General features: G+C 73.5%; 20 protein-coding genes. 10 read left to right on the forward strand and 10 right to left on the reverse strand.

Going from position 1 to position 21,768, the window contains the following annotated elements; translation table 11 throughout:
- Positions 1-20: 20 nt before the first annotated feature.
- The 6 genes from ACN27C_RS09135 to ACN27C_RS09160 are packed head-to-tail and all read right to left on the reverse strand — an operon-like array spanning position 21 to position 8,004.
- Complete coding sequence (locus ACN27C_RS09135) at positions 21-1,634, reverse strand: polysaccharide biosynthesis C-terminal domain-containing protein (RefSeq protein WP_422750925.1); 1,614 nt, start codon at positions 1,632-1,634, stop codon at positions 21-23.
- Positions 1,601-2,464, reverse strand: coding sequence for a sulfotransferase family protein (locus ACN27C_RS09140; protein WP_013289274.1), 864 nt, complete (start codon positions 2,462-2,464; stop codon positions 1,601-1,603). The genes ACN27C_RS09135 and ACN27C_RS09140 overlap by 34 nt, the downstream gene beginning before the upstream one ends.
- 17 nt (positions 2,465-2,481) lie before the next feature.
- Positions 2,482-3,687 carry a hypothetical protein gene (locus ACN27C_RS09145; protein ID WP_422750927.1) on the reverse strand — a complete coding sequence of 402 codons (1,206 nt, stop codon included), beginning with the start codon at positions 3,685-3,687 and terminating at the stop codon, positions 2,482-2,484.
- Positions 3,687-5,171, reverse strand: a complete 1,485-nt coding sequence (locus tag ACN27C_RS09150; protein WP_421499171.1) for an O-antigen ligase family protein — start codon at positions 5,169-5,171, stop codon at positions 3,687-3,689. The genes ACN27C_RS09145 and ACN27C_RS09150 overlap by 1 nt, the downstream gene beginning before the upstream one ends.
- Positions 5,168-6,175 (reverse strand): DUF3048 domain-containing protein, encoded by a 1,008-nt coding sequence (locus ACN27C_RS09155; protein WP_120572602.1) that lies wholly within the window; start codon positions 6,173-6,175, stop codon positions 5,168-5,170. Before ACN27C_RS09155 ends, ACN27C_RS09150 begins: the two co-directional genes overlap by 4 nt.
- Positions 6,172-8,004: a Wzz/FepE/Etk N-terminal domain-containing protein gene (locus ACN27C_RS09160; protein ID WP_422750929.1), complete on the reverse strand. Its 1,833-nt coding sequence runs from the start codon at positions 8,002-8,004 to the stop codon at positions 6,172-6,174. Before ACN27C_RS09160 ends, ACN27C_RS09155 begins: the two co-directional genes overlap by 4 nt.
- Before the next feature lie 499 nt (positions 8,005-8,503).
- Here ACN27C_RS09160 and ACN27C_RS09165 point away from each other — a divergent pair, with 499 nt between their 5' ends.
- From ACN27C_RS09165 to ACN27C_RS09180, 4 genes are read left to right on the forward strand one after another with little or no spacing between them, the layout of a single operon-like run.
- Entirely contained in the window at positions 8,504-8,980 is a 477-nt protein-coding gene (locus tag ACN27C_RS09165; RefSeq protein ID WP_013289269.1) for a polysaccharide biosynthesis protein, read from the forward strand.
- Positions 8,980-9,561, forward strand: coding sequence for a glycosyltransferase (locus ACN27C_RS09170; protein ID WP_121683225.1), 582 nt, complete (start codon positions 8,980-8,982; stop codon positions 9,559-9,561). Before ACN27C_RS09165 ends, ACN27C_RS09170 begins: the two co-directional genes overlap by 1 nt.
- Positions 9,558-10,559, forward strand: a complete 1,002-nt coding sequence (locus ACN27C_RS09175; RefSeq protein WP_422750930.1) for a sulfotransferase family protein — start codon at positions 9,558-9,560, stop codon at positions 10,557-10,559. The genes ACN27C_RS09170 and ACN27C_RS09175 overlap by 4 nt, the downstream gene beginning before the upstream one ends.
- Positions 10,556-11,470: a glycosyltransferase family 2 protein gene (locus ACN27C_RS09180; protein ID WP_013289266.1), complete on the forward strand. Its 915-nt coding sequence runs from the start codon at positions 10,556-10,558 to the stop codon at positions 11,468-11,470. The genes ACN27C_RS09175 and ACN27C_RS09180 overlap by 4 nt, the downstream gene beginning before the upstream one ends.
- Before the next feature lie 61 nt (positions 11,471-11,531).
- Here ACN27C_RS09180 and ACN27C_RS09185 read toward each other — a convergent pair whose 3' ends face one another.
- Together ACN27C_RS09185 and ACN27C_RS09190 are read right to left on the reverse strand one after the other, a co-directional pair.
- Positions 11,532-13,145 carry a hypothetical protein gene (locus ACN27C_RS09185; protein ID WP_422750931.1) on the reverse strand — a complete coding sequence of 538 codons (1,614 nt, stop codon included), beginning with the start codon at positions 13,143-13,145 and terminating at the stop codon, positions 11,532-11,534.
- Positions 13,146-13,246: 101 nt separating this feature from the next.
- Complete coding sequence (locus tag ACN27C_RS09190) at positions 13,247-14,125, reverse strand: 3'(2'),5'-bisphosphate nucleotidase CysQ (protein ID WP_422750932.1); 879 nt, start codon at positions 14,123-14,125, stop codon at positions 13,247-13,249.
- 197 nt (positions 14,126-14,322) lie between these two features.
- Between ACN27C_RS09190 and ACN27C_RS09195 the strand changes: the two genes are divergently transcribed.
- Together ACN27C_RS09195 and corA are read left to right on the forward strand one after the other, a co-directional pair.
- Positions 14,323-15,417 (forward strand): PLP-dependent aminotransferase family protein, encoded by a 1,095-nt coding sequence (locus tag ACN27C_RS09195; RefSeq protein ID WP_013289263.1) that lies wholly within the window; start codon positions 14,323-14,325, stop codon positions 15,415-15,417.
- Positions 15,418-15,760: 343 nt separating this feature from the next.
- The gene (gene corA / locus ACN27C_RS09200; RefSeq protein ID WP_357829510.1) at positions 15,761-16,909 is read left to right on the forward strand and encodes a magnesium/cobalt transporter CorA; all 1,149 of its coding nucleotides are present in this window, start codon (positions 15,761-15,763) and stop codon (positions 16,907-16,909) included.
- A 105-nt stretch (positions 16,910-17,014) separates the two neighbouring features.
- On the opposite strand, the gene ACN27C_RS09205 is transcribed toward corA, so the two are convergent.
- On the reverse strand, positions 17,015-17,854 hold the full coding sequence (locus tag ACN27C_RS09205; protein ID WP_422750933.1) for a hypothetical protein: 840 nt from the start codon (positions 17,852-17,854) through the stop codon (positions 17,015-17,017).
- Positions 17,855-17,938: 84 nt separating this feature from the next.
- On the opposite strand from ACN27C_RS09205, the gene ACN27C_RS09210 reads away from it, so the two are divergent.
- Positions 17,939-18,469, forward strand: a complete 531-nt coding sequence (locus ACN27C_RS09210) for a peptidylprolyl isomerase (RefSeq protein WP_120572610.1) — start codon at positions 17,939-17,941, stop codon at positions 18,467-18,469.
- Between the two features lie 25 nt (positions 18,470-18,494).
- Positions 18,495-19,436: a rhomboid family intramembrane serine protease gene (locus tag ACN27C_RS09215; protein WP_357829514.1), complete on the forward strand. Its 942-nt coding sequence runs from the start codon at positions 18,495-18,497 to the stop codon at positions 19,434-19,436.
- 3 nt (positions 19,437-19,439) lie between these two features.
- On the opposite strand, the gene ACN27C_RS09220 is transcribed toward ACN27C_RS09215, so the two are convergent.
- Positions 19,440-19,871, reverse strand: a complete 432-nt coding sequence (locus ACN27C_RS09220) for a PH domain-containing protein (protein WP_422750934.1) — start codon at positions 19,869-19,871, stop codon at positions 19,440-19,442.
- A 99-nt stretch (positions 19,872-19,970) separates the two neighbouring features.
- On the opposite strand from ACN27C_RS09220, the gene ACN27C_RS09225 reads away from it, so the two are divergent.
- Together ACN27C_RS09225 and ACN27C_RS09230 are read left to right on the forward strand one after the other, a co-directional pair.
- Positions 19,971-21,143, forward strand: a complete 1,173-nt coding sequence (locus tag ACN27C_RS09225) for a thiolase family protein (RefSeq protein ID WP_013289257.1) — start codon at positions 19,971-19,973, stop codon at positions 21,141-21,143.
- Between the two features lie 108 nt (positions 21,144-21,251).
- Complete coding sequence (locus ACN27C_RS09230) at positions 21,252-21,764, forward strand: hypothetical protein (protein ID WP_120572611.1); 513 nt, start codon at positions 21,252-21,254, stop codon at positions 21,762-21,764.
- The last annotated feature ends 4 nt before the right edge of the window (positions 21,765-21,768 follow it).

Here is a 21,768-nt window from a genome sequence, read left to right on the forward strand (position 1 = left end):
CCATCGGTGCGCAGGATCGGTCAGGACTGGGCGGCCGGGTCCGCCCCGGCCCGGTTGCGGCCGCGGCGCAGGGCGCGCAGCGCGTCGAGGTGCAGGGTGCGCCGCCAGCGCCAGACACCCGCCGCGTACGCGGCCAGCCCGGCGGCGGTCACCAGTGCGAGCACCAGCGGACCGGCGCCGAGCAGGGTCGCCGCGCCGAGCGGCAGGCCCAGCGCGACCACCGCCAGCGCCATCGCGGCCCGGGTGCCGGCGCCGAACGGGTGCAGCCGCATCGACCACCAGAGCTGGGTCAGCGGCACCAGGTTGGTGACCAGGATGGAGACGGTCCAGGCCAGGGCCGCGCCGAGGATGCCGTAACGCGGGATGAGCACCAGGTTGCCGACCACGTTGAGCACGGTGCCGGTCATCGCGTTGTAGAACGTCCACGCGGTGCGCCCGGCCATGTTGAGCACCATGTCGACCATGCCGCAGCCGGTGGCCAGCAGCATGGTCAGCGCCAGCAGCACCACGACCCGGCGGCCGTCGCCGTACCCGGATCCGAACAGCGCCAGCATCGGCGTGGCGAACGCCGCGAAGATCAGGTACGCGGGCCAGGAGAGCAGCACGAGCCAGCCGGTGGCGGCCTGGTAGAGCTGGCGCGCCTCGGCCCGGTCGTCGCGGGCGAACGCGGCGGCCAGCCGGTGCTGCACCGAGCTGGACAGCGCGACGCTGGAGAGCTGACCCAGCGCCAGGAACCGGGTCGCGGCCGTGTAGATCGCCGCGTCCGCCGGCCCGCGCAACGCGCTGAGCAGCACGATGTCCAGCCGCTGCACCACGATCGCGGCCAGGCTGCTGACCGCGCGCGGCCCGGTGAACCGCCAGAACGGCCCGGCCAGCTCGCGCGCCGGCACCGGCCGGGTCACCTGCCGCCCGGCCCGGCCGACGAGCCGGCTCAGCCAGAACAGCGCGACCACCGCGGCGATCAGGTACGGCACCACCCAGGCCAGCGGCAACGCGACGGTGGCGGACAGGCCGAGCCAGGCGGCGACCGCCACGCCCAGGAACTGCACGAGCGTGCGGCCGAGCCGCTCCACTGTTAGCAGCGGGCGCATCTGGCCGAAGCCGCGGCAGGCGGCGAGCGCGTAGTCGTTGAGCGCGGCCAGCGGCACGAACGCGAGCAGGATGCGCAGCGCGGTGACCGCCTCCGGCCCGGCCTCCGGCATGGTGGCCCGGGCCAATGCCGGTGCGGCCAGCCAGCCGGCCAGCCCGAGCAGCGTGCCGACCACCAGCACCGGCAGCAACCCGACCAGGATCGTGCCCCGGATCTGGTCGCGGCGGTCGAGCGTGCGCTGGCGGCTGACGGAGTAGACGGTGCCGACGTCGGTGCCGAGCCGCGCCGCCGACGCGGCGATCATGAACGCGCTGGTGGCCGCGAAGAACATGCCCGCCTCGCGGACCGACCAGCCCCGGGCGATGACGATGTTCAGGCCGAAGCCGGCCACCGCGGCCAGCCCGACCCCGACCAGGTTGGCGAAGCCCTGCCGGGCCGCGCCGCCCAGCCCCGCGCTCGGCCCGGGGGGCGGTGCGGTGAGCGTCGGGGTGCCGCCGGCGTCCGGCCGGGTCACCGCCGCCACGACGGCACGCGTCCCCACCACGTCGCCAGCCGCTCGTCGTACGGGGCGAAGTGGTCCTCCAGCCGGGTGCGCAGCTCCGCCGACATGGGCGAACGGGAGCGCGAGTTGTGCTTGCCGAAGGCGATGTCCGCCCAGCGGGGCAGCCCGAGGAAGTCGCAGACCGCGTCGAAGGAGGGACGCGGGTCGGCGAAGAAGTCGTCGCTGTCGATGACGTGCATGCGGTCCCGGCCGACGAGCGCCTCCAGGCGCTCCAGCTGCTCGATGTAACGGCCCCGGGCCAGGTACGCGTTGTGCTGGAGGTGCTCACTGGCGTACGACGCGGAGCTGATCATCCGCTCCCGTTCGCCCGCCGTCCGGGACTCCTCCAGCGCGAGCGCCCGCTCGAAGTCCGTCTCGGTCTCGTAGCCGCGGGCCAGCTCGTGCGAGTGCGCGGAGTAGGCCCGCTCCACCGGGTCGCGCAGCAGCACCAGCAGCTTCACCGAGGGCAGGTCACGGGCGATCCGCTGCCCGGCCAGCGGGTGGAACATGTAGTACGGGCTGGACTCGCCGGTGATGCCGCGTACTCCGATCTGGGCCTTCACCGCCTCGGCCTTGCCGGTGGTGGGGAAGTGCCCGAGGTACCAGCTCATTCCCCGGTGGTAGTCCATGTCGAAGTAGTGCACGCCCTTGTGGTACGCGGGCGGCAGCACACCGGGATGCTGCGAGAGCGTCTTGAACAGCGAGGTGGTGCCGCAGCGCTGCGCCCCCACGATCAGGAATCCCGGCACCATCCGCGAACCGGCGGTCAAGCGGCCGACCGTCCGGCTCACCGACTTCACCGCGCGGAGCGCCTGCTCCTTGGCCAGCGTCACGTCCCCACTCCTCACTTTCACCCGGCCCGGCGGGCCAGGTGTTCCTCGACGGCGGGCAGCAGCCAGGTGTCGACGTGCCCCAGTCGCGCACCCGCCTCCGCCTGCCGGTCCCGCAGGTAGCGCGCCGCCAGCTCCACCAGGTAGAGCACGGCGACCAGATCGGCGCCCCCGCCGGTCTGGTCGAACGGCGCCAGGGTGGCCCCGGCGCCGGCGATCAGCGCCCGGGCCGCCTCGACCGGTTCCACCCCGTCGTGGCTCATCGCGCTCTGCACCGCCAGGTGCAGCGCGTCGTAGCCGGCCGGCACGTCCGCCTCGAACCGCTCCCAGTCCCAGACCAGCACCCGGCCGTCGGCCAGCACCGCGCTGTTGCCGCCGTTCCAGTCCCCGTGCCAGGCGCCGAATGCGACCACCGGGTCGGCGTCCGCGACGGACTTCAGCGCCGCGCGCAGCCGTCCGGCCTCCGGCCGGGGCCCGAGGGCGTCCACCGCGGCGGTGAGCCGGGCCGCGTGTCCGCTGCCCGCCCACGACTGCCGGCGTACGCCGAGACAGCCGGCGACCGCCACCATGGCCGCGCGCTCGGCCGCCTGGGCCGCGGCCGGGGTGGCCCGGGGCAGCCGCACCGGCAGCGCCTCCTGCACCAGCAGCGCGTGGCCGTGCCAGTCGCCGTGATGGCGGACCCCGGCCAGGACCACCGGGCCGAGCGGCACCTCGGCGAGGCGGCGCAGCGCGTCCGCCTCCGCGTGCACCAGCGCGCGGGTCAGCGGGTCGACGCCGAGCTTGGCGTACCCGAGGGCGCGGCCGTCCGGCGCGAGCAGTTGCAGCACCGGCTTGCGGTTCGCCCGGGCCGGCCCGATGTGCAGGCTCACCAGCGCCGGCTCACCGAGCACCTCGGTCAGGTACGCGTTCAGCCCGCCGCCGTCGGCCACCAGCCGGTCGCGGAACACCAGCGGACCCAGCCCGAGCCGGAACGCGGTGGACAGCCCCTGCCGGACCAGCTTGGCCTTGCGGCCGACCGCCTCCGTGGAGTGCCGGACCGCGCTCGCCGCCGCCCGGCCGGAGCCGGTCGGCACGAGCAGCCGGGGGCGGGACGCCGAGGGCACCACCACCCAGCCGGCGCCGCCGCGCCGCAGGCTGGGCTCGGCGGGCGCGGGCCAGATCAGCCCGGCCAGTTCACCGAGGTACGCGGCACGGCCGTCGCCGTCCGGGGGTACGCGGAACACCATCAGTGGTCACCGGTCTTTTCCAGTCGGGCCCGGAGCCCGGCGATCGTGCCCTCGGGTGGCGCCGGTCCGAGCGACCGGCGGATCCGGTCGTTGCGGGCCAGCAGGGCGACCGTGATCAGGGCGTAGGCGAGTGTCGCTTCCATCGCACCGTAGGTGAACTGGAAGAACAGCATGAGGATGAGCACGAGCGTGCCGGCGATCCCGATCGCGCTGTGGTCGCGCCGGTAGCGCCAGATGCAGTAGACGAAGAACGCGTTGTAGCAGATGGCGCCGACCCAGCCCTGCCCGACGAGCAGCGCCCAGACCTGGCCGTTGCTGCCCAGTTCCCGGTTGCCGCACTGCTTGCAGTCCTCGGACTTGCCGATGGCGATGGACCGGTTGCTGCCGATCAGCGCCCGGTTGCCGCCGTACCCGAGGATCGGCGAGTGGTTGGCCGCGGTGACCGCGCCCTGGGACAGCGTGGTCCGGATGTCGTCGCTGTGCCCGTTCTGGAGGCGTTCGTCGAAGGTGCGGCCGAGCGGTGTGGCGACGATCAGCACCCCGATCAGCCCGACCGCGAGGGCGAGCCCGCCGAGCACCACCATCCGGCCGCGCAGCGCGAGCCGCAGCGCGACGTACGCGGCGGCGATGCCGAGACCGATCCAGAGGCCGCGGTTCAGCGAGTAGACGATCGGGAAGATCGCCGCCAGGGCGATGGCCACGCCGGCGGTACGGCGCAGCGGCTTGCCCAGCACGACCCAGCCGACGATCAGCCAGACCAGCAGGATCGCGGTGTTCTGGCCCCACGAGTTCGTGTAGGTGAACGGCGCGGACGGGCGGGGCGAACTGGCCTCCCCCTCGATCACCTGCTGCACCTGGGCGAACTTGATCTCCATGAGGGAGGTGACGTACGGGTGACCGGCGATCGACTGGGGCAGGACGAAGCGCAGCGGCGCCACGAACTTGAGGTTCGGGAAGAGCGAGCCGATCCAGCCGCCGAGGACCACGACCACGCCCATGAACCCGAACAGCCGGACCATCCGGCGCTGGGACAGCTCGCGGTCGCGGAGGTTGTAGACGTAGAGCATCGTCACGGTCATCGCGAGGTAGTTGGCGAGCCGGATGCCCCAGCCGATGTACTTGCCGCTGCCGCCCGGCGGCAGCGTGTTCGGCGCGGTGAGGTCGAGGGTGAGCACGGACAGGAACACCCAGAGCAGCAGGACCATCCAGATCCCGAAGCCGGGCGGCACCCGCACCGGGCCGCGCTTGCGCATCTGCCAGATCATCGGCACCGCGAAGATGACGAAGACGAAGCTCGACACCCCGAGCACCCACCACAGCGGGTACAGCAGGAAGACCCCGATCAGCGGCCATGCCGTCGGCAGCCGCCACGACCAGCCCTCCGGCCGTACCGTCACCGGCCGGAGACGGTTCCCGTCCGGCGGCGACACCGCCCCGACCGGGACCGTCCCGCGCGCGGTGCGGGGCGGGGTGGCGGTGCTCATTTCACGGAGACCTTGGCGGTGGTCGGGGCGTAGATCACCCAGGCGTTGCCGGGCTGGGGATGCAGGAGGTCGCCGCCGGTGTCGGCGAGCGTGCAGACCATGCCCAGGCCGGGCTTGCGCCACCGGCCCTTCGCGCTGTTCGGCCCGGACACCGCGACGACCGCGCCCTCGCCGAAGACGTTCGCCGACGGCAGTGAGCGCGGGGACGGCTTGCGCACGTCCAGCGTGCGGTATTCCATCGTCAGCACGATGACGGAGGCGGCGGTCACGGTGACCTTGCCGACCTTGCCGGCCCAGAGGGACTTCGCCTGGTCGTACCGCCAGACCATCGGCGGCCCGCCGGCCACTGTGACGGAGAGTTCGGTGGCGGGGGTGAGGTCGCGGGCGGCGAGCGCGTCGCCCTCGCCGGCGTGGTCGATCGGCGGGGAGGGCGGCTGCCCGCCCTTCGGGGCGGCCTTGAGCAGCGCGGCGGTCGAGGTGTAGTCGCCGGAGAAGACCTTGCCGCCGTCGTCCGGCGTGACGCCGTCGAGGTCGGAGTTCTCGAACTGGGACAGGAAGCCGGTGGGGCCGCCGGCGTAGCCGACGAACGGGCGCAGCACCGCGAGCGACCGGATGTCGACCGGCCGGATCTCGGTGACCGGGCCGATCTTGGCGGAGTCCTTGGAGTGGAACACCGCGGTCAGGTGCAGCGTGTCGGACTCGGCGAACTCGGCGTAGACCAGGTCGGCGGCGTCCAGGCCGGCCGGGGTGGTCGCGGGGCTGACCCGCAGCGGCACCGCGACCGCCTGGCGGGTGGCCGCCGCCGGGGTGCCGATCGGCGCGCCGGTCAGCGGGCCGGTGGGCAGGTTCTGCGTCGGGGCCGCCGAGGACGGCGAGGCGGTGACGTCGCCCGGGTCCGCCACCTGGATCTTTCCGGGCTTGGGCTCGGGTTCGCTGCATCCCGTCCCGACGCCGAGGACGACGGCGGGAGCGAGCGCGGCACGGAGCATCTGCCGGCGGTTCACCCCAGGTCCTCGCCGGAGTCGAGGGCGTAGCTGCGGCCGTCGCCGTCACCGCGGGAGCGGTACGTGCCGCCGGTGCCGTTGAGCGGCGCCGGCTTGCCCGGCATGCTCTGGTTGCCCGGGTTCGGCGGCGGGGTGGCCTTGCCCGGTGCCGGCTTCGCCGGGCCGGGGCGGGACGACTGCATGCGCGGCAGCACCATCGTCGACTCGGCGGACGGGCCGGGGCTCGGCCGGGGCTTGGGTCGGTTGGCCGGAGCCACCGGTGCGCTCGACCCGCCCGAGTTGCCCGAACCGCCCGACGCCGCCGGGCGGCTGGCGCCACCGGCCGGGACGGGCAGGCGCGGGGCCAGCACCGCACCGATCACCGGCGCGTTCACCTGCTCGAACTGCTGCAGGGCGGCGGTGATCTCGCCGCTGCGGGTCTTTCCCGCCTCGGCCACCATGATCACCGCGTCGACGTACCGGCCCAGGGCCTGGGCCTCCACGGCGAACGTGGGCTGTGCGGTCTCGATGATCACGTGGTCGAAGCGCGCGGACAGCTCGTGCATGATCTCCAGCAGACCGGCGACCGGCAGCTCGACCTCCGCGTCCAGGTCGCCCGGCACCAGCACGCGGAGCTGGCCCAGCCCCGGCACCGGCGCGAGCGCCTTGAGCGGGGGCACGTCGCGGCGGAGCACCGAGGCGAGGCTGTGCCGCCCCTCGGCCACACCGGTGATGGCGCCCAGCGCCGAGTCGGGCTTGGTGGTGATCAGCGCGACCTGCTGGCCGGTACGGGCGTACGCGGCGGCGAGGTTGGCGGCGACGAACCCGGCCGCGGTGCCGGCCGAGGCGTCGCAGAGCAGCAACTGGCGGCCACGGCCGCCCTGTGCCGGCTCGGGCACGGCGGACAGCAGCACGTTGCGCAGCCGGCCCAGTTCGCGGGAGACCCGGTGCGTGGCCGGCAGGACGGCGAGCGAGGGCGCACGCACCGGCAGTTCCAGCAGCAGCGGCAGGCCGACCCGGTCGGAGATGTCGCGGCCGCGCCGGATCCGGGTGTCGAGCCGGTCCAGCACCAGCGCCAGCACGATGCCGAGCAGCAGGCCCGCGCCCATGCCGCTGGCGAGGTTGAGCGTGCGGTTCGGCGAGCTGGGCGACTCCGGCAGACGGGCGTCGGAGATGATCTCGCCGGGGTCGGAGCCGGCCGAGACCAGCGGGCTGAGCCGGTTGTTCAGGCCGGTGATCTGGCTGGTGAGCAGGCTCCGTTCGGCCTCGGCCCGCTCCCGCTCGGGCGAGTTCGACGGCGCTGCCGCGATCCGCCCGGCGACCGCGCTGAGCTGCTTCTGCAGCTCGGCGATCTGCTGCTTGAGCGCGTTGGTCTCGTTCTCCAGCGCCTTCTGCGCGGTGGCCTTGCGCAGGTCCAGGTACGCCTGGGCGAACGCGTGCGAGCCCGACTGGGCGCCCTCGGGGCTGTTCGCCTCGTACGCCACCTGGAGGATCTGGCTGTTCGGCGGCACCTTGACGGTCACCGACTTGACGAGCTGGTCGGCGCCGGTGTCGACCTTCATCAGCGCCTTGGCCCGCTCGGCCACCACCAGGGAGCGGACCACCTGGGCCTCGGTGTCGAGGTTGACCTTGGCGTTGGGGTTGTTCTCCGCGCCCGTGCCGAGCGGGCGCACCAGCAGCGAGGTGGTCGAGGTGTAGCGCGCCTCCTGGATCTGGTTCAGCGCGAGCCCACCGCCCAGGCCGAGGGCCGCGGCGAGCAGCAGGATCCACCAGCGGCGGCGCAGCCAGCCCAGGTATGCCATCAGGGCAAGACCGTCGGCGTCGCTCTCGGCCAAATGGGGTGAGGGCATCAGATTCTGTCGCTCCCTTTCGACCGAGCCGGGCAGTCCACGGCACAGCTGGACCTGACCGTGGCCTTGAGTGTCCCCGATCCGAACGACGAGGGAAAGTCTGCTCACGTTCCGGTAAGCCTGCCCGGGTGTGGGCAGCCCGCGTAGAAATGGCCGATCGGCGCTGACCATTCGGCGGGTTTCCCGGTGTTGGGCCTGACCTGCCCCCGGATAAGCCGACGTCGCCGGCGGCTCTCGTGCGGAGCGGTGACGGAATCCTGACACATCTCACTTTCTCCCGGTGTCCCGGCCCGGCCGCCGGGGCGCACCGGGCTGACCTGGCCGGTGACCGGCCGGTGCACATCCCAGTGGCGGGAATCGAGAGGTGAGCCGACCGGCGAGCCAGGATCCGTCCAATGGCCCCTTCAGTTGCCCAGGGGCGCGCCAGTAGGTTGTCAGGACGCGTCCGAGGGGCATTCACAAAAATCCGGACGCGTCATCCGCGTACGGGAGGACTTTTGTGGTGAGCGGGTCAACCGAGGACTCGGGGCAGGTCCTGCTGGTGGGTTCCAGTGGCGGGCACCTGGCCCAGCTCCTGGCCCTGGAACCGTGGTACCGGGATCGGCGCCGCGCATGGGTAACCTTCGACACCCCGGACGCGCGCTCGCTGCTCGCCGGTGAGGACGTGGTCTGGGCGCACCACCCCACCACACGCAACGTCAAGAACCTGGTACGCAACGCGTTCCTCGCGCTGAAGGTGATCCGTCGGCGGCAGGTCGACGCCGTGGTCACCACCGGCGCCGGGGTCGCCCTGCCGTTCGTGGTGGCGGCCCGGATGCGCAAGATCCCGACGGTCTACATCGAGGTGTACGACCGGATCGACAGCGCGACGCTCACCGCCCGGCTCTGCCGACCCTTCCTCTCCGCGATGCTCGTGCAGTGGGACGAGCAGCGCCGGATGTACCCGGAGGCCACCGTCGTGGGGAATCTGCTCTGATGGCGCACATTCCGCAGCAGCGGGACCGGCGTTCCGCGGCACCGTACGTGCTGGTCGTGGTCGGCACCGACGTGCACCGCTTCGACCGGCTGGTCGGCTGGCTGGAGCGCTGGCACGCGACCCGGCCCGAGGTCCGGCTGGTCCTCCAGTACGGCCACAGCCGCACCCCGGCCCTGCCCGGGGCCACCCCGTTCCTCGGCCACGAGGAACTCCAGCGGGCGATGGCGGAGTCGACGCTCGTGGTCAGCCACGGCGGCCCGGCCACCATCACCGAGGCCCGGCGCAACGGCCACCTGCCGATCGTGGTGCCCCGCGACCCGTCGCACGACGAGCACGTCGACAACCACCAGCAGCTGTTCTCCCGCCGTCTGGGCGCGGCCGGCATGGTGCGGCTGTGCGAGTCCGAGGCCGAGCTGCTCGCCGCGCTGGACGAAGGGCTCGCCGACCCGAGCCGGTTCGTCCTGGCCGCCGACCCGGGCCGCCCGGACCCCCGCGCCGAGGCGGTCGCCCGCGTCGGCGCGGTGATCGACGAACTGGTGGCCCGCCGGGTACGGCAACGAGCCGTCGGGCGTCGCGGATGAGCGCCCCCGATCCGGCGCCGCCGCGGGTCCTCTTCGTCGGCGGCCTCGGCCGCAGCGGTTCCACGCTGCTGGAACTGCTGCTGGCGCAGAGCGCCGACGTGTGTGCCGTCGGTGAGGTGGTGCACCTCTGGGAGCGGGCGCTCGGCGCCGACGAGCGCTGCGGCTGCGGTGAGCGGTTCACCGCCTGCCCGTTCTGGCGGCAGGTCGGTGACCAGGCGTTCGGCGGCTGGGCCGCTGTGGACCGGGACGACGTGCTGGCGCTCAAGGACCGGGTCGACCGGACCCGGCACATCCCCCGGCTCGCGAAGGACGCGCTCCCGCCGGAGCAGCTGACCGACGTACGCCGCTACGCCGACCTGTACACCCGGATCTACCGGGCCGCGCTGTCGGTGACCGGCGCCCGGGTGGTGGTGGACTCCAGCAAGCACGCCTCGCTCGCCTTCGCGCTGCGCTGGGCCGAAGGGCTGGACCTGCGGGTGCTGCACCTGGTCCGGGACAGCCGGGCGGTGGCGTACTCGTGGGGCAAGCAGGTGCGCCGTCCCGAGGTGGTCGACGGCGAGGACTTCATGCCGACCTTCTCGCCGTTCGAGGTGAGCAAGCTGTGGACCGCGCAGAACGCCGCGTTCCACCTGCTCGCCTCCCGGGCGAAGGTGCTGCGGCTGCGGTACGAGGACTTCACCGCCGACCCGGCCGGGACGGTACGCCGGGTGCGGGACTTCGCCGGCCTGCCGGACGACCCGGCCGCGCTGCGCATCCTGTCCGGAGCCGACGAGACGGGCGCGGCGCCCGAGCCGGCCGCGCCGTTCCGGGCGCACAGCGTCGCCGGCAACCCGCTGCGGTTCAGCGGCGGGCCGTTGACGGTGCGCCGGGACGAGGCGTGGCGGGACCGCCTGCCGCGCCGCAGCCGTGCCGTGGTCAGCCTGGCCACGCTTCCCCTGCGGGTCCGCTACGGCTATCTGGGCCAGCGGGGATCCGACGAGTCCGTGGAGAGAGCATGAGTGGGCCGAGCATCTCGGTCGTCGTACCGACGCGGGACCGTCCGGAGCTGCTGCGTGCGGCGCTCGACGCGATCCTCAGCCAGGCGCACCCGGGCCTGATCGAGGCGATCGTGGTCTACGACCAGTCCGAACCGGACCGGTCCCTGGAGACCGACCGGGGTGACCGCCGGATCCGGGTGATCACGAATACCCGTACCGCCGGGCTGGCCGGCGCGCGCAACACCGGCATCGAGGCGGCCACCGGCGACTGGGTGGCGTTCTGCGACGACGACGACGAGTGGCTGCCCGGCAAGCTGGCCGCCCAGTTCGGGGCGCTCGACGCGCACCCGGACGGAGCGCTGGTGAGCTGCGGCATCCGGGTCAGCTACGACGACCGTACGGTGGACCGTTCGCTGGACCGCGCCCGGATCTCGCTGGAGGCGCTGCTGCGCGACCGGCTCACCGAGCTGCACCCGTCCACGTTCCTGATCCGCCGGGCCGCGCTGCTCGACGCGATCGGGCTGGTGGACGAGCAGATCCCGGGCAGCTACGCGGAGGACTACGAGTTCCTGCTCCGCGCCGCCCGCTACGCCCCGCTGGTGAACGTGGAGAGCCCGTACGTGCTGGTCCGCTGGCACAAGCGGTCCTACTTCGCGCAGCGCTGGGAGACCATCTCGACCGCGTTGCAGTGGCTGCTGCGTCGCTACCCGGAGTTCGCCACCGTGCCGCACGGCGAGGCGCGGGTGGCCGGGCAGATCGCCTTCGCGCAGGCGGCCATGGGCAACCGGCGCGACGCGGTCCGCTGGGCCCGGCGCACGCTGGCCCGCAACCCGAAGGAACCGCGCGCCTACCTGGCGCTGGCGGTGGCGAGCCGGGCGGTGCAGGCCGACCGGGTGCTGCGCACGCTGCACAAGCGCGGCCGGGGCATCTGAGCCGTACGCGAAACGGGCGGGCGACCGAGGTCGCCCGCCCGTTGCCGTTCCGTCGCCGGGGTCAGGCCGTGCAGAAGGACTTCCACGCCTGGATGCTCGGCTGGTCGAGCAGCCGGAAGTCGCCCTGGCTGACCGTCTGGTTGTAGTACGCCACGAACTCCGGCCGCTGGCCGTTGAGGAAGCCGGTCATCGACCGGATCCAGGCCGCCCGGCCGGTGCCCGAGTCACCCGGGACCAGGTCGCTGCCGGTCTCCGCGACGCCCCACGGCTTGCCGAGCGCCTTGGACTTGCTGATCATCGCGCCGTAGATCTCCTGCGGCGGGGCGTACCGCTTCCACTTGGCGCCCCAGTTGTAGCAGTCCCAGCCGAGCGCCTCGATCACGTCGCCGCCGGGGTAGAACGCGTCGAAGCTGCGCCCGGACTTCGGGTCGAGCGTCCAGCACATCAGGATCAGCGTGTTGATCAGCTTGGGGTTGCCGGTCCGGTCAGCCAGGCCGGCGATCCGCTTCCACGCGGTCCGGTACGCCGCCGTGCTGAACGCACCGCGCTCGACGTCGTCCTCCGGCTCGTGGAAGTACGACCAGTAGACGTTTTGCTCGCGCGGGATCGAGGCGAACCAGGAGGTCAGGCGGGAGTCGAACTTGCCGGTGTTGACCTCCTGCGGCGACGCCTTGAACGACACCACCACGGTCCGGTCCACCACGTCGGCCCGGCTGCCGGACCAGGCCGGCGGCAGGCCGGGGAAGAAGATCCGGGCCATCCGCAGCTTGCCGAAGGTCCGGTCGGACCGGGCCAGCGCCTGGCCGAAGGTCTCCCCGTTCTGCACGCCGATCGAGGCGCCGGGCAGCGTCAGTCGCGTACCGGTGAAGCCCGGTCCGGCGGCCGCGGAGGCCGACGGACGCGCCGAAGGCTTGCCACCGAGGCCCTGGTCGGCGCCCGGGGCCGCGCCGGTGGTGGCCGGCGTGCCCGGGCCCATCGAGGTCGCGGGCCCGACCGAGCCCGGCGTCCCGCTCGCCTGCCGGTCCGTCGAGTCGGGTCGCAGCGCGGCCACCGCGACCCCGCTGCCGGTCACCGCCACGGCCACGGCCGCGGCGACGGCGACGCGCCAGCGCCGCCATGAGCCGCCGGACGACGGCGCGCGCGCAGGGGCGAGCGGCGGCGCGGGCGGCCGGCCGGGCCCGTCGGCGGCCGGTCCGTGTGAAACGTCCACCGGGGGCGGTCCGGTCAGGGTGGCGGTCGCCGTGGTGCCCGCACCCCAGCCCGCCTCGCCCGACGGTCCGGGCCCGCCGGGCCCGTCGTGCGGCGTCCAGCCGGTGTGGCCGTTCGCCGCCGGGCCGGCCTGCGTGGCCCAGTCGTCGTGCGGCTCACCCTGCGGCGGCCAGGCCGCGTCGCCGTGGCCCGCCGGCCCGTGCTGCGGCGCCCAGCCGTTCGTTGTGCCCGGCGCGTCGTGCCAGCCGGCCCGGTCGTGCCCTGGCCCGTCGTGGCGACCGGCGTCGTGCCGGTCGTGCTCGGGCCAGGGCAGGTCACCCCCCGGTCCGGCCGGTGGTGGTGGCGGCGTGCTCTCCGCCTCCGGCCAGGGCAGCGACGGGCTGCCCACCTGGCGCGGAATGTCCTGACCCGGCCACAGGCCGGTCGGCTGCCCGAAGGCGTTGTGCGACTCTCGGTCGGCCGGCATGACCCTCCCTGGCTGTCGGCGGCCCGCGGTCGGGGCTCAGATCGCCACGCATTGCTTCCTGACGATAACCCTCATCCACCTGGCCGTACGTACCGTGACACTCAGCCGAACGCCCCACCCCGGTTGTCGGTGACGGCCGAAGCGGGCATCTCGACCCCGGTCCGGGCGATCGCGTCGAGCAACTGGTCGGCCAGCTCGGGCCGGCAGACCAGCAGATCCGGCAGGCGCGGGTCGGCGCGGTTGTAGCGCAGCGGCGAACCGTCGATCCGGGACGCGTGCATGCCGGCGCCCAGCGCCACGGCGACCGGGGCGGCACTGTCCCACTCGTACTGACCGCCCGCGTGGACGTACGCGTCGACCTCGCCGGTCACCACCGCGCAGACCTTCACACCGGCCGAGCCCATCGGCACCGCCGTGGCGCCGAGCATCTCGACCAGCTCGCCCACGAACGCGGGCGGGCGGCTGCGGCTCACCGCGATCCGGATCGGCCCGTCCGACGGCTTCGGCTGCGGGCAGGTGGTGCCGAGCACGAGCGGCGTACCGTCCACGGTGGTCCGGGCCGGCATGCCGACCGCGCCGGCGACCAGGGCGCCGTCGGGGGCGGCGGAGCGCTGCCAGAGCGCCACGTGCACCGCCCAGTCGTCCCGCCCCTCCTCGGAGAACTCGCGCGTGCCGTCCAGCGGGTCGATGATCCAGACCCGGTCCGCCTCGTGCCGGGGTGCGCGCTCGCCGTCCGCCCACGCGCGGCGCGAGTCGGCCTCCTCCTCGGAGAGCACCGCGTCGGCCGGCCGCAGCCGGGCCAGCGCCGCCGTCATCAGCTCGTGCGACGCGCGGTCGCCGGCGTCCTTGAGCGCCTTCGGGTCGGCGAAGCCCTGCCGGTCCCGCAGCGCGGTGAGCGCCCTGCCGGCCTCGGTCGCCAGCCACTGCGCGAACCGCTGGTCGTCGAGCCGTCCCGCCTCGTCCTCGGTCACGAGCCCCATCCCTTGTTCTCCGGGTCTGCCGCGACCCGTCATCCTTCGGCGTCCGGTCGGACCGGCGCCAGCGTCCGTCGGATCGTAGACAGTCGCGAGGCGGTCTCGGATCCCCCGGACGCACCGGTGACCCGGCCGGCCGCCCGCATGTTGAACTTCGCGTGTATCGCGGTCGGACCCGCCGGGCCAGGCCCTAGGCTCTGCGCATGACCGCCGAGCAGCTGATCTCGTTCGCCCGTGGCGCGCCTTCGCTGGACATCGTCGATGTCGAGGGGCTCAAGGCCGCCGCCGTCCGCGCCTTCGACGCCGACCCCGCCGGGGTCACCGCGTACGGCACCTCCGTCGGCTACCCGCCCTTGCGGAAGTGGATCGCCGAGAAGCACGGCGTCGAGGCCGACCAGGTGCTGATCACCAACGGCTCGTTGCAGGCCGACGCGTTCCTCTTCGACCACCTGGTCCGCCGGGGCGACGCGGTGGTGGTCGAGCGCCCGACGTACGACCGCACGCTGCTCAACCTGAAGCAGATGGGCGGCGAGGTGCACGGCGTGACGATCCAGCCGGACGGTCTGGACACCGCCGAGCTGCGCAAGCTGCTGGAGTCCGGGGTGCGGCCGCGGCTGGCCCACGTGATCCCGAACTACCAGAACCCGGCCGGCGTGACGCTCTCCCTGGAGAAGCGCCGTGAGCTGCTGGACCTGGCCGCCGAGTACGACTTCACGATCTTCGAGGACGACCCGTACGCGGACATCCGGTTCCGGGGCGAGCCGCTGCCCTCGATGCTGTCGATGGACACCCGGGGCGTGGTAGTGCACGCCTCCAGCTTCACCAAGACGGTCTGCCCGGGCGTACGGGTCGGCTACCTGGTCGGCCCGGCCGAGCTGATCGCGGCGATCGCGAAGCGGGCCACCAACCTCTACATCTCGCCCGGCATGGTGGCCCAGGCGATCGTGCACCAGTTCTGCGTCTCCGGCGCGATCGAGGAGTCGATCCGGACGGTCCGTTCGGCGCTCGGCGAGCGGTCGGCGGTGCTGGCCGAGTCGCTGCGCCGACACATTCCGGAGGCCCGGTTCGTGGAGCCGGACGGCGGCTACTTCCTCTGGGTGGAGCTGCCGGAGGACGTCGAGGTCGACCGGCTCGCCCCGGCCGCCGCCGAGCGTGGCGTGGCGGTGGTGAAGGGCAGCGACTTCATGGTCGACGGCGGCCGGCACGCGCTGCGCCTGGCGTACTCGGCGGTGACCGCGGACCGGATCGACGAGGGTGTGCGGCGTCTCGCCGAGGCGATGGCCGCCGTGCGCGGCTGATTTTCTGTCGGGTTTCTGACAAAAAGGCCCCGCTGGCCGGTTCGGCTCTCCCGCTGAACCGGCCGGCAGCCCACAATGCTGCGAGTGCCGCTCACCTTCTGCCGGTGACCAGCCCGCACGCCGGACGACCGGCCGGGCCGGCGGCACGCCCAGCATCACTCCCGCCCCCAAGGGGTGCCGGGTGGGCCGTGTCGCCCCTCACCCCCCTGACGCGGCCCGGCCCGCCCGGCGCCGCCGCGTGACGCCCGTCGCAACCACCAGTACCCCGCACCCGCGCCCGCGCTGCGCTTCCCGCCGGTCGGCGTAACCTGCAAGCCGCAGCTCTAGGGGAAGGGGGCGAGAGATGACGGACCGGGTGGCACGCGACCGAACCGCCGGTACCGACGGCAGCCGGGCACTGCGCCCCCGCGCCTGGTCGGCCCCGGTACGCGCGATGTCGCGCATCCTCAACGCCGACGGCTCCCCGCGTACGGCCCAGCCGGCCGGCCCGGAGCGCAGCGGGATCGTCGACTGCGGGCTGTACGTCGACGGCGAGCGCCGCCCCGGCCACCCCCAGTACGCCGAGGCCCTGGCCGCTGCCCGGCAGGAGCGGGACGGCTTCGTCTGGCTCGGCCTGCACGAGCCGGACCTGGCCGAGATGACCGAGATCGCCGCAACGTTCGGCCTGCACGAGCTCGCCGTGGAGGACGCGGTCAAGGCCCAGCAGCGCCCGAAGCTGGAGCACTTCGGCGAGATCGTCTTCCTGGTGCTGCGCACGGCCCGCTACTGCGAGCACGCCGAGCTGACCGAGAACTCCGAGGTGGTGGAGACCGGCCAGGTGATGCTGTTCATCGGGCCGCACTTCGTGATCAGCGTCCGGCACGGTGACGCCTGCCGGCTGGCGCCGGTGCGCGCCGACCTGGAGGCGAAGCGGGACCTGCTGCGACACGGCCCCTGGGCGGTCGCGTACGCGATCACCGACCGCGTGGTGGACCTCTACCTGGAGGTGGCCGACCGGCTGGAGGACGACCTCGACGTGCTGGAGGCGGACGTCTTCGACCGGCAGAGCAGCGGCCGGATCCAGCGGATCTACCAGATGAAGCGGGAGCTGGTCGAGTTCAAGCGGGCGGTGGCGCCGTTGCAGCGCCCGCTGATGACGCTCACCTCGCAGGTCAACCGCGCGGTCCCGCAGGAGGTGCGGCGCTACTTCCGCGACGTGCAGGACCACCTCAGCCGCACGGTCGAGCAGGTGAACTCCTACGACGACCTGCTCAACTCGATCCTCCAGGCCCGGCTGGCCCAGGTCACCGTCGACCAGAACAACGACATGCGCAAGATCGCCGCCTGGGCCGCGATCGGTGCGGTGTGGACGGCGATCGCCGGCATCTACGGCATGAACTTCGACAACATGCCCGAGCTGAAGTGGACGTACGGCTATCCGGGCGTCTGGGCGCTGATGCTCGCGGCGTCCTTCACGCTCTACCGTCTGTTCCGCCGCAACGGCTGGCTGTGACCACCGCGCCACTGCGGGTCGCCGACGGACCGGCCGCCCCGTACACGCGGAAGCGCCGGCCACGCGGGGTGTCCCGCGTGCCGGCGCTGATCCGACGGTACGAGGTCAGCGGCGACCGCCGGCCTTCGCGGCGTTCTTGCCGGCCTGCACGGCCTTGGTGATGTCGTCGGCCGGACGGCCGGAGACGTCCCGGGCGCCCTCGGCGACGGAGGGGACCTGGTCGTTCGGGTGGATCACCGGCTGGCTGCCGGCGGCGGCGGTCGACGCGCTGCTGCCCTTGGCCACCGCCGAGGAACCGGCGCCGGTCGGGCCGGCCTGCGTCACCTTCGCGCTCGCGTCCGGGGTCTCCACCACGATCGTGTCCACGTCCTCCCGCATCGGCTCCAGCTTGTCGGCACCGGTCGTGCCGAGCGTGCCCGTCGCGCCGAGCGTGCCGGTCGGGTCGTACTCGGCCCACTCCTGCTGCTCGCGGCGGCGGCGCACGGCCATCGCACCGGCCAGGCCGGCGACGGTGCCGGCCACCAGCAGGCCCGCGGTCATGCCCCGCGACCTGCGCTGCTTCTTCTTTCCGGCCTTCATGTCCTTCGCCTTCTTCGTCATCGCGGACTGCTTCGCGGCCATCACCTTGCGGCCGCTCGACGCCTTGCCGGCGGCCTCGACCCGGGCGTTGCGCACGGCCAGCAGCACCGGCGCGAGCGCCGCGGCGGTCGACGCGAACCCGCTGGAGGCGCGGTCCCGGACCAGGACCGCGGTCGGCGCGACGGCGACCCGGGCTGCCTGGACCCGCGGGCCGACAGTGGCGCCGGCACCCTTCGCCGCGTGCGTGGCGGCCTGCCTCAGGTGACCGATGCCCTGGTTCAGCTCGACCTTGGCGAGCTGGCCCTGGGTCTTTCGCCGCCCGATTCCAAACACTGTCCCACCTCCTGGGAGTTGTTCCTTCGTCATCCTCCACCTTCGAATGCCTCCGCATGGCCAGATCGGGCACATGGGAGGATCCGCAAGGAACTGAACTACGAGTGAGGAGTACCCGTGGCCGAGGCTGTCTACGCCACCTTGCACACCAACGCCGGCCCGATCCGGCTGGAGCTCTTTCCGAACCACGCGCCGAAGACCGTCCGCAACTTCGTGGAGCTGGCCGAGGGCACCCGGGAGTACATCGACCCGCGTACCGGTCAGCCGGGCAACGGGCCGTACTACGACGGCACCGTCTCGCACCGGGTGATCAGCGGTTTCATGATTCAGATGGGCGACCCGACCGGCACCGGCCGCGGTGGCCCGGGCTACAAGTTCGCCGACGAGTTCCACCCGGAGCTGCGCTTCGACCGGCCGTACCTGCTGGCGATGGCGAACGCCGGGCCGGGCACGAACGGCTCGCAGTTCTTCATCACGGTGTCGCCCACGCCACACCTGAACAACCGGCACACCATCTTCGGTCAGGTGGCCGACGAGGAGTCGGTGAAGGTGGTCGACTCGATCGCCAACACCCCGACCGGTCCGAGCGACCGGCCGATCCAGGACGTGGTGATCGAGCGGGTCGAGATCGAGCACAAGCAGTCCTGAGCGGCACGCGGGTACCTTTGCTCGCATGACTGAGCGCTCCGGCCAGCCAGGCGACGCCACCGGGGGTCCGGTGCCGACCACCCCGGTCTGCTACCGGCACCCCGGCCGGGAGACCTACATCCGGTGCAGTCGATGCGATCGGCCGATCTGCACCGAGTGCATGCGGGACGCCTCCGTCGGCCACCAGTGCCCGGAGTGCGTCGCCGAGGGCCGCCGCAGCGTGCGGCCGGCGCGTACCGCCTTCGGTGGCGGTGCCGCCGGCCGCCAGGGCAACGTCACGAAGGCGCTGATCGCGCTGAACGTGGTGATGATGCTGCTGTCCATCCTCTCGGCGCGCAGCGGGACCGCCGTGGCCGGCGGTGGCCTGGGCGGCCTGATGGGCAACGGCACGCCGCTCACCGAGTGGGGGGCGGTGCTCGGCCTGGCGCGCTTCCCCGACGGGCACGTCGGCGGGGTGGCCGACGGCGAGTGGTACCGGCTCGTCACCGCCATGTTCCTGCACTACGGCGTGCTGCACCTGCTGCTGAACATGTGGGCGCTGTGGGTGCTCGGCCGGACGCTGGAGGCGGTGCTCGGGCCGCTGCGCTTCCTGGCGCTCTACCTGCTCGCCGGGCTCGGCGGCAACGTCGCCGCGTACGTCTTCACCGAGCCGAACCGGTTCACGGCCGGCGCCTCGACCGCCGTCTTCGGCCTGTTCGCCGCCGTCTTCGTGATCATGCGGCGGCTCGGCCGGGACACCTCGGCGATCGTGCCGATCCTGGTGATCAACCTGATCTTCACGTTCACCGTGCCGAGCATCTCGGTGGCCGGGCACCTCGGCGGGCTGGTCGCCGGCGCGCTGGTGGCGCTGGTCCTGGCGTACGCCCCCCGGTCACGGCGGACCGTGTTCCAGGTGGCGGGCTGCGCGATCGTGCTGGTCGCGCTGATCGGCCTGACGCTCGTCCGGACCGCCGCCCTGCTCGGCTGAGCCTCAGCGCGCGGGGCGGGCCTCGGTCAGCGCCGCGGCCACCTCGTCCAGCGGGGCGTCCAGGTCGCGGCGGCCGAACAGGTGCAGCGACTCCCCGGCGTCGATCTCCAGCGTCTCGGCGGTGATCCCGCGCCGGCTGCGCCGGTCGAGGCGGATCGCCTCCACCGCGTCCCAGGGCAGCCGGTGCCGCCCGGCGAACCCCCGCAGCACGGTGAGCCCGTCCGGGTCGACGGCGAGGCGGACCGGCGCGAGCACGTCGCGCAGCGCCCAGCCGAGCAGACCGGCGGCGGCCAGCCCGGCGAGCGCCGGACGGACCGGGTCCCCGCCTGCGAAGACCAGCCCCAGGGCGACGAGCGCGAGCGCGCCGACCGCCTTGATCACCGGCACCTCCCGCGGCACCCGCCACTGCCGGACCGGCGGCGACTGTGGATCCATCCGCCCAGCATGCCAGCCGTACCTGCCGAACGCCGGGGGAGGACGACCGGTCCGGTCAGCACGTAGGATCGGGGCAAGCGAGGTTACCGGGGAGTAGACATGAGTGACGCGGTCATCGTCGGCGCGGTACGGACCCCGGTCGGGCGGCGCAAGGGCAGCCTCGCCGGAGTGCACCCGGTCGACCTCTCGGCACACGTGCTGCGCGCGCTCGCCGAGCGCACCGGCATCGACCCGGGCCAGGTCGACGACGTGGTGTGGGGCTGTGTGTCGCAGGTCGGCGAGCAGTCCTGGAACGTGGCCCGCAACGCCGTGCTCGCCGCCGGCTGGCCGGAGTCGGTCCCCGGCACCACGCTCGACCGCCAGTGCGGGTCGAGCCAGCAGGCGCTGCACTTCGCCGCCGCGACGGTCCTCTCCGGCCAGGCCGACCTGGTCGTGGCCGGTGGGGTCGAGTCGATGACCCGGGTGCCGATGGGTTCAAGCGTCGCCGGTGGCATGCCGTTCAGCGCGGCGATCCTGGAGCGCTACCGCGGCGTCGAGGGCGTCGCCGAGGACTCGCCACTGCCGTTCAACCAGGGCGTCGGGGCCGAGCTGATCGCGCAGCGGTGGCGCTTCTCGCGTACCCAGCTCGACGAGTTCGCGCTGGCCAGCCACGAGAAGGCGGCCGCCGCGCAGGACGCGGGCGCGTTCGAGGCCGAGCTGGCGCCGGTGGCGCTCGCCGACGGCGGCAAGTTCTCCGCCGACGAGGGCATCCGCCGCGACACCTCGCTGGCCAAGCTCGGCGAGCTGGCCACCCCGTTCCGCGCCGACGGCGTGGTCACCGCCGGGTCCGCGTCGCAGATCTCCGACGGCGCCGCCGCGCTCGCGGTCACCACCGCCGAGTGGGCCAGCCGGCACGGCCTGCGCCCGCTGGCCCGGGTGCACACCGCGGTGGTCGCCGCCGACGACCCGGTCACCATGCTCACCGCGCCGATCCCGGCCACCGCGAAGGCGCTGCGCCGCGCGGGGCTGGGCATCGAGGAGATCGGGGTGTACGAGGTGAACGAGGCGTTCGCCCCGGTGCCGCTGGCGTGGCTGGCCGAGACCGAGGCGGACCCGGAGCGGCTCAACCCCCGGGGCGGGGCGATCGCGCTCGGTCACCCGCTCGGCGGGTCCGGCGCGCGGATCATGACCACGATGCTCCAGCACATGCGGGACAACGGCATCCGCTACGGCCTCCAGACCATGTGCGAGGGCGGCGGCATGGCCAACGCCACGATCGTCGAGCTGCTCTGACCCGACCGGCCGCCGGTGTCGCACCGCTGGTGCGACTTGCACGTGTGGAAGTTCCAGAAATCGGGCGCGACCCATATCACCCCTGGTCATCGGCTCGTTGGACCGGGCATGGACGTGTTCTCGCGAACGTTCCTTCCGGCCGCCGCCGAGACCGGCCTGGCGACCCAGACCGTCACCCGGCACATGCCGGTGTTCCGCCGGTGCGTCGGCTCCGGCGACGCGACCATCCTGGTCACCCGGTGCAGCCGCCCGGACGACCCGGTGGGCGGCGACTACCTGATGCTCCTCACCCACCGGCGGCTGGTGGTCACCCGGCAGACCCGGGTGCTGCACCGGCTGCGCCTGCACCTCAACACCGAACTGCGCGAGCTGAGCAACGTGACGTGGAGCCCCGATCCCCGCGCGCACAGCGTGGTGCTGGCGGCGACCGCGATCGACGGGGTGCGCGAGCGCTTCGTCCTGCGTACCCACCACCCGAAGCAGGTGTGGCAGCTCGACGCGCTGCTCAACCACGCCTTCCGGACCCGCCTGCGTACGCCCGCCGAGCGGGTGGTGGCGACCATCGGCGAGTCGCCGGCGGCCGTCCGCCCGACGGTGCTGCGGCCCGCCCCGGCCCGCTGACGTC

The organism is Micromonospora sp. WMMD1219, assembly GCF_049315215.1.
Classification (GTDB): domain Bacteria; phylum Actinomycetota; class Actinomycetes; order Mycobacteriales; family Micromonosporaceae; genus Micromonospora; species Micromonospora tulbaghiae.

Coding starts and splice junctions, on each gene's coding strand:
- ACN27C_RS09230 (WP_120572611.1), top strand. CDS start 21,252: ATGGACGTGTTCTCGCGAACGTTCCTTCCGGCCGCCGCCGAGACCGGC.
- ACN27C_RS09185 (WP_422750931.1), bottom strand. CDS start 13,145: ATGCCGGCCGACCGAGAGTCGCACAACGCCTTCGGGCAGCCGACCGGC.
- ACN27C_RS09150 (WP_421499171.1), bottom strand. CDS start 5,171: ATGAGCACCGCCACCCCGCCCCGCACCGCGCGCGGGACGGTCCCGGTC.
- ACN27C_RS09160 (WP_422750929.1), bottom strand. CDS start 8,004: ATGCCCTCACCCCATTTGGCCGAGAGCGACGCCGACGGTCTTGCCCTG.
- ACN27C_RS09225 (WP_013289257.1), top strand. CDS start 19,971: ATGAGTGACGCGGTCATCGTCGGCGCGGTACGGACCCCGGTCGGGCGG.
- ACN27C_RS09145 (WP_422750927.1), bottom strand. CDS start 3,687: ATGGTGTTCCGCGTACCCCCGGACGGCGACGGCCGTGCCGCGTACCTC.
- ACN27C_RS09195 (WP_013289263.1), top strand. CDS start 14,323: ATGACCGCCGAGCAGCTGATCTCGTTCGCCCGTGGCGCGCCTTCGCTG.
- ACN27C_RS09175 (WP_422750930.1), top strand. CDS start 9,558: ATGAGCGCCCCCGATCCGGCGCCGCCGCGGGTCCTCTTCGTCGGCGGC.
- corA (WP_357829510.1), top strand. CDS start 15,761: ATGACGGACCGGGTGGCACGCGACCGAACCGCCGGTACCGACGGCAGC.
- ACN27C_RS09180 (WP_013289266.1), top strand. CDS start 10,556: ATGAGTGGGCCGAGCATCTCGGTCGTCGTACCGACGCGGGACCGTCCG.
- ACN27C_RS09190 (WP_422750932.1), bottom strand. CDS start 14,125: ATGGGGCTCGTGACCGAGGACGAGGCGGGACGGCTCGACGACCAGCGG.
- ACN27C_RS09220 (WP_422750934.1), bottom strand. CDS start 19,871: ATGGATCCACAGTCGCCGCCGGTCCGGCAGTGGCGGGTGCCGCGGGAG.
- ACN27C_RS09205 (WP_422750933.1), bottom strand. CDS start 17,854: ATGACGAAGGAACAACTCCCAGGAGGTGGGACAGTGTTTGGAATCGGG.
- ACN27C_RS09215 (WP_357829514.1), top strand. CDS start 18,495: ATGACTGAGCGCTCCGGCCAGCCAGGCGACGCCACCGGGGGTCCGGTG.
- ACN27C_RS09170 (WP_121683225.1), top strand. CDS start 8,980: ATGGCGCACATTCCGCAGCAGCGGGACCGGCGTTCCGCGGCACCGTAC.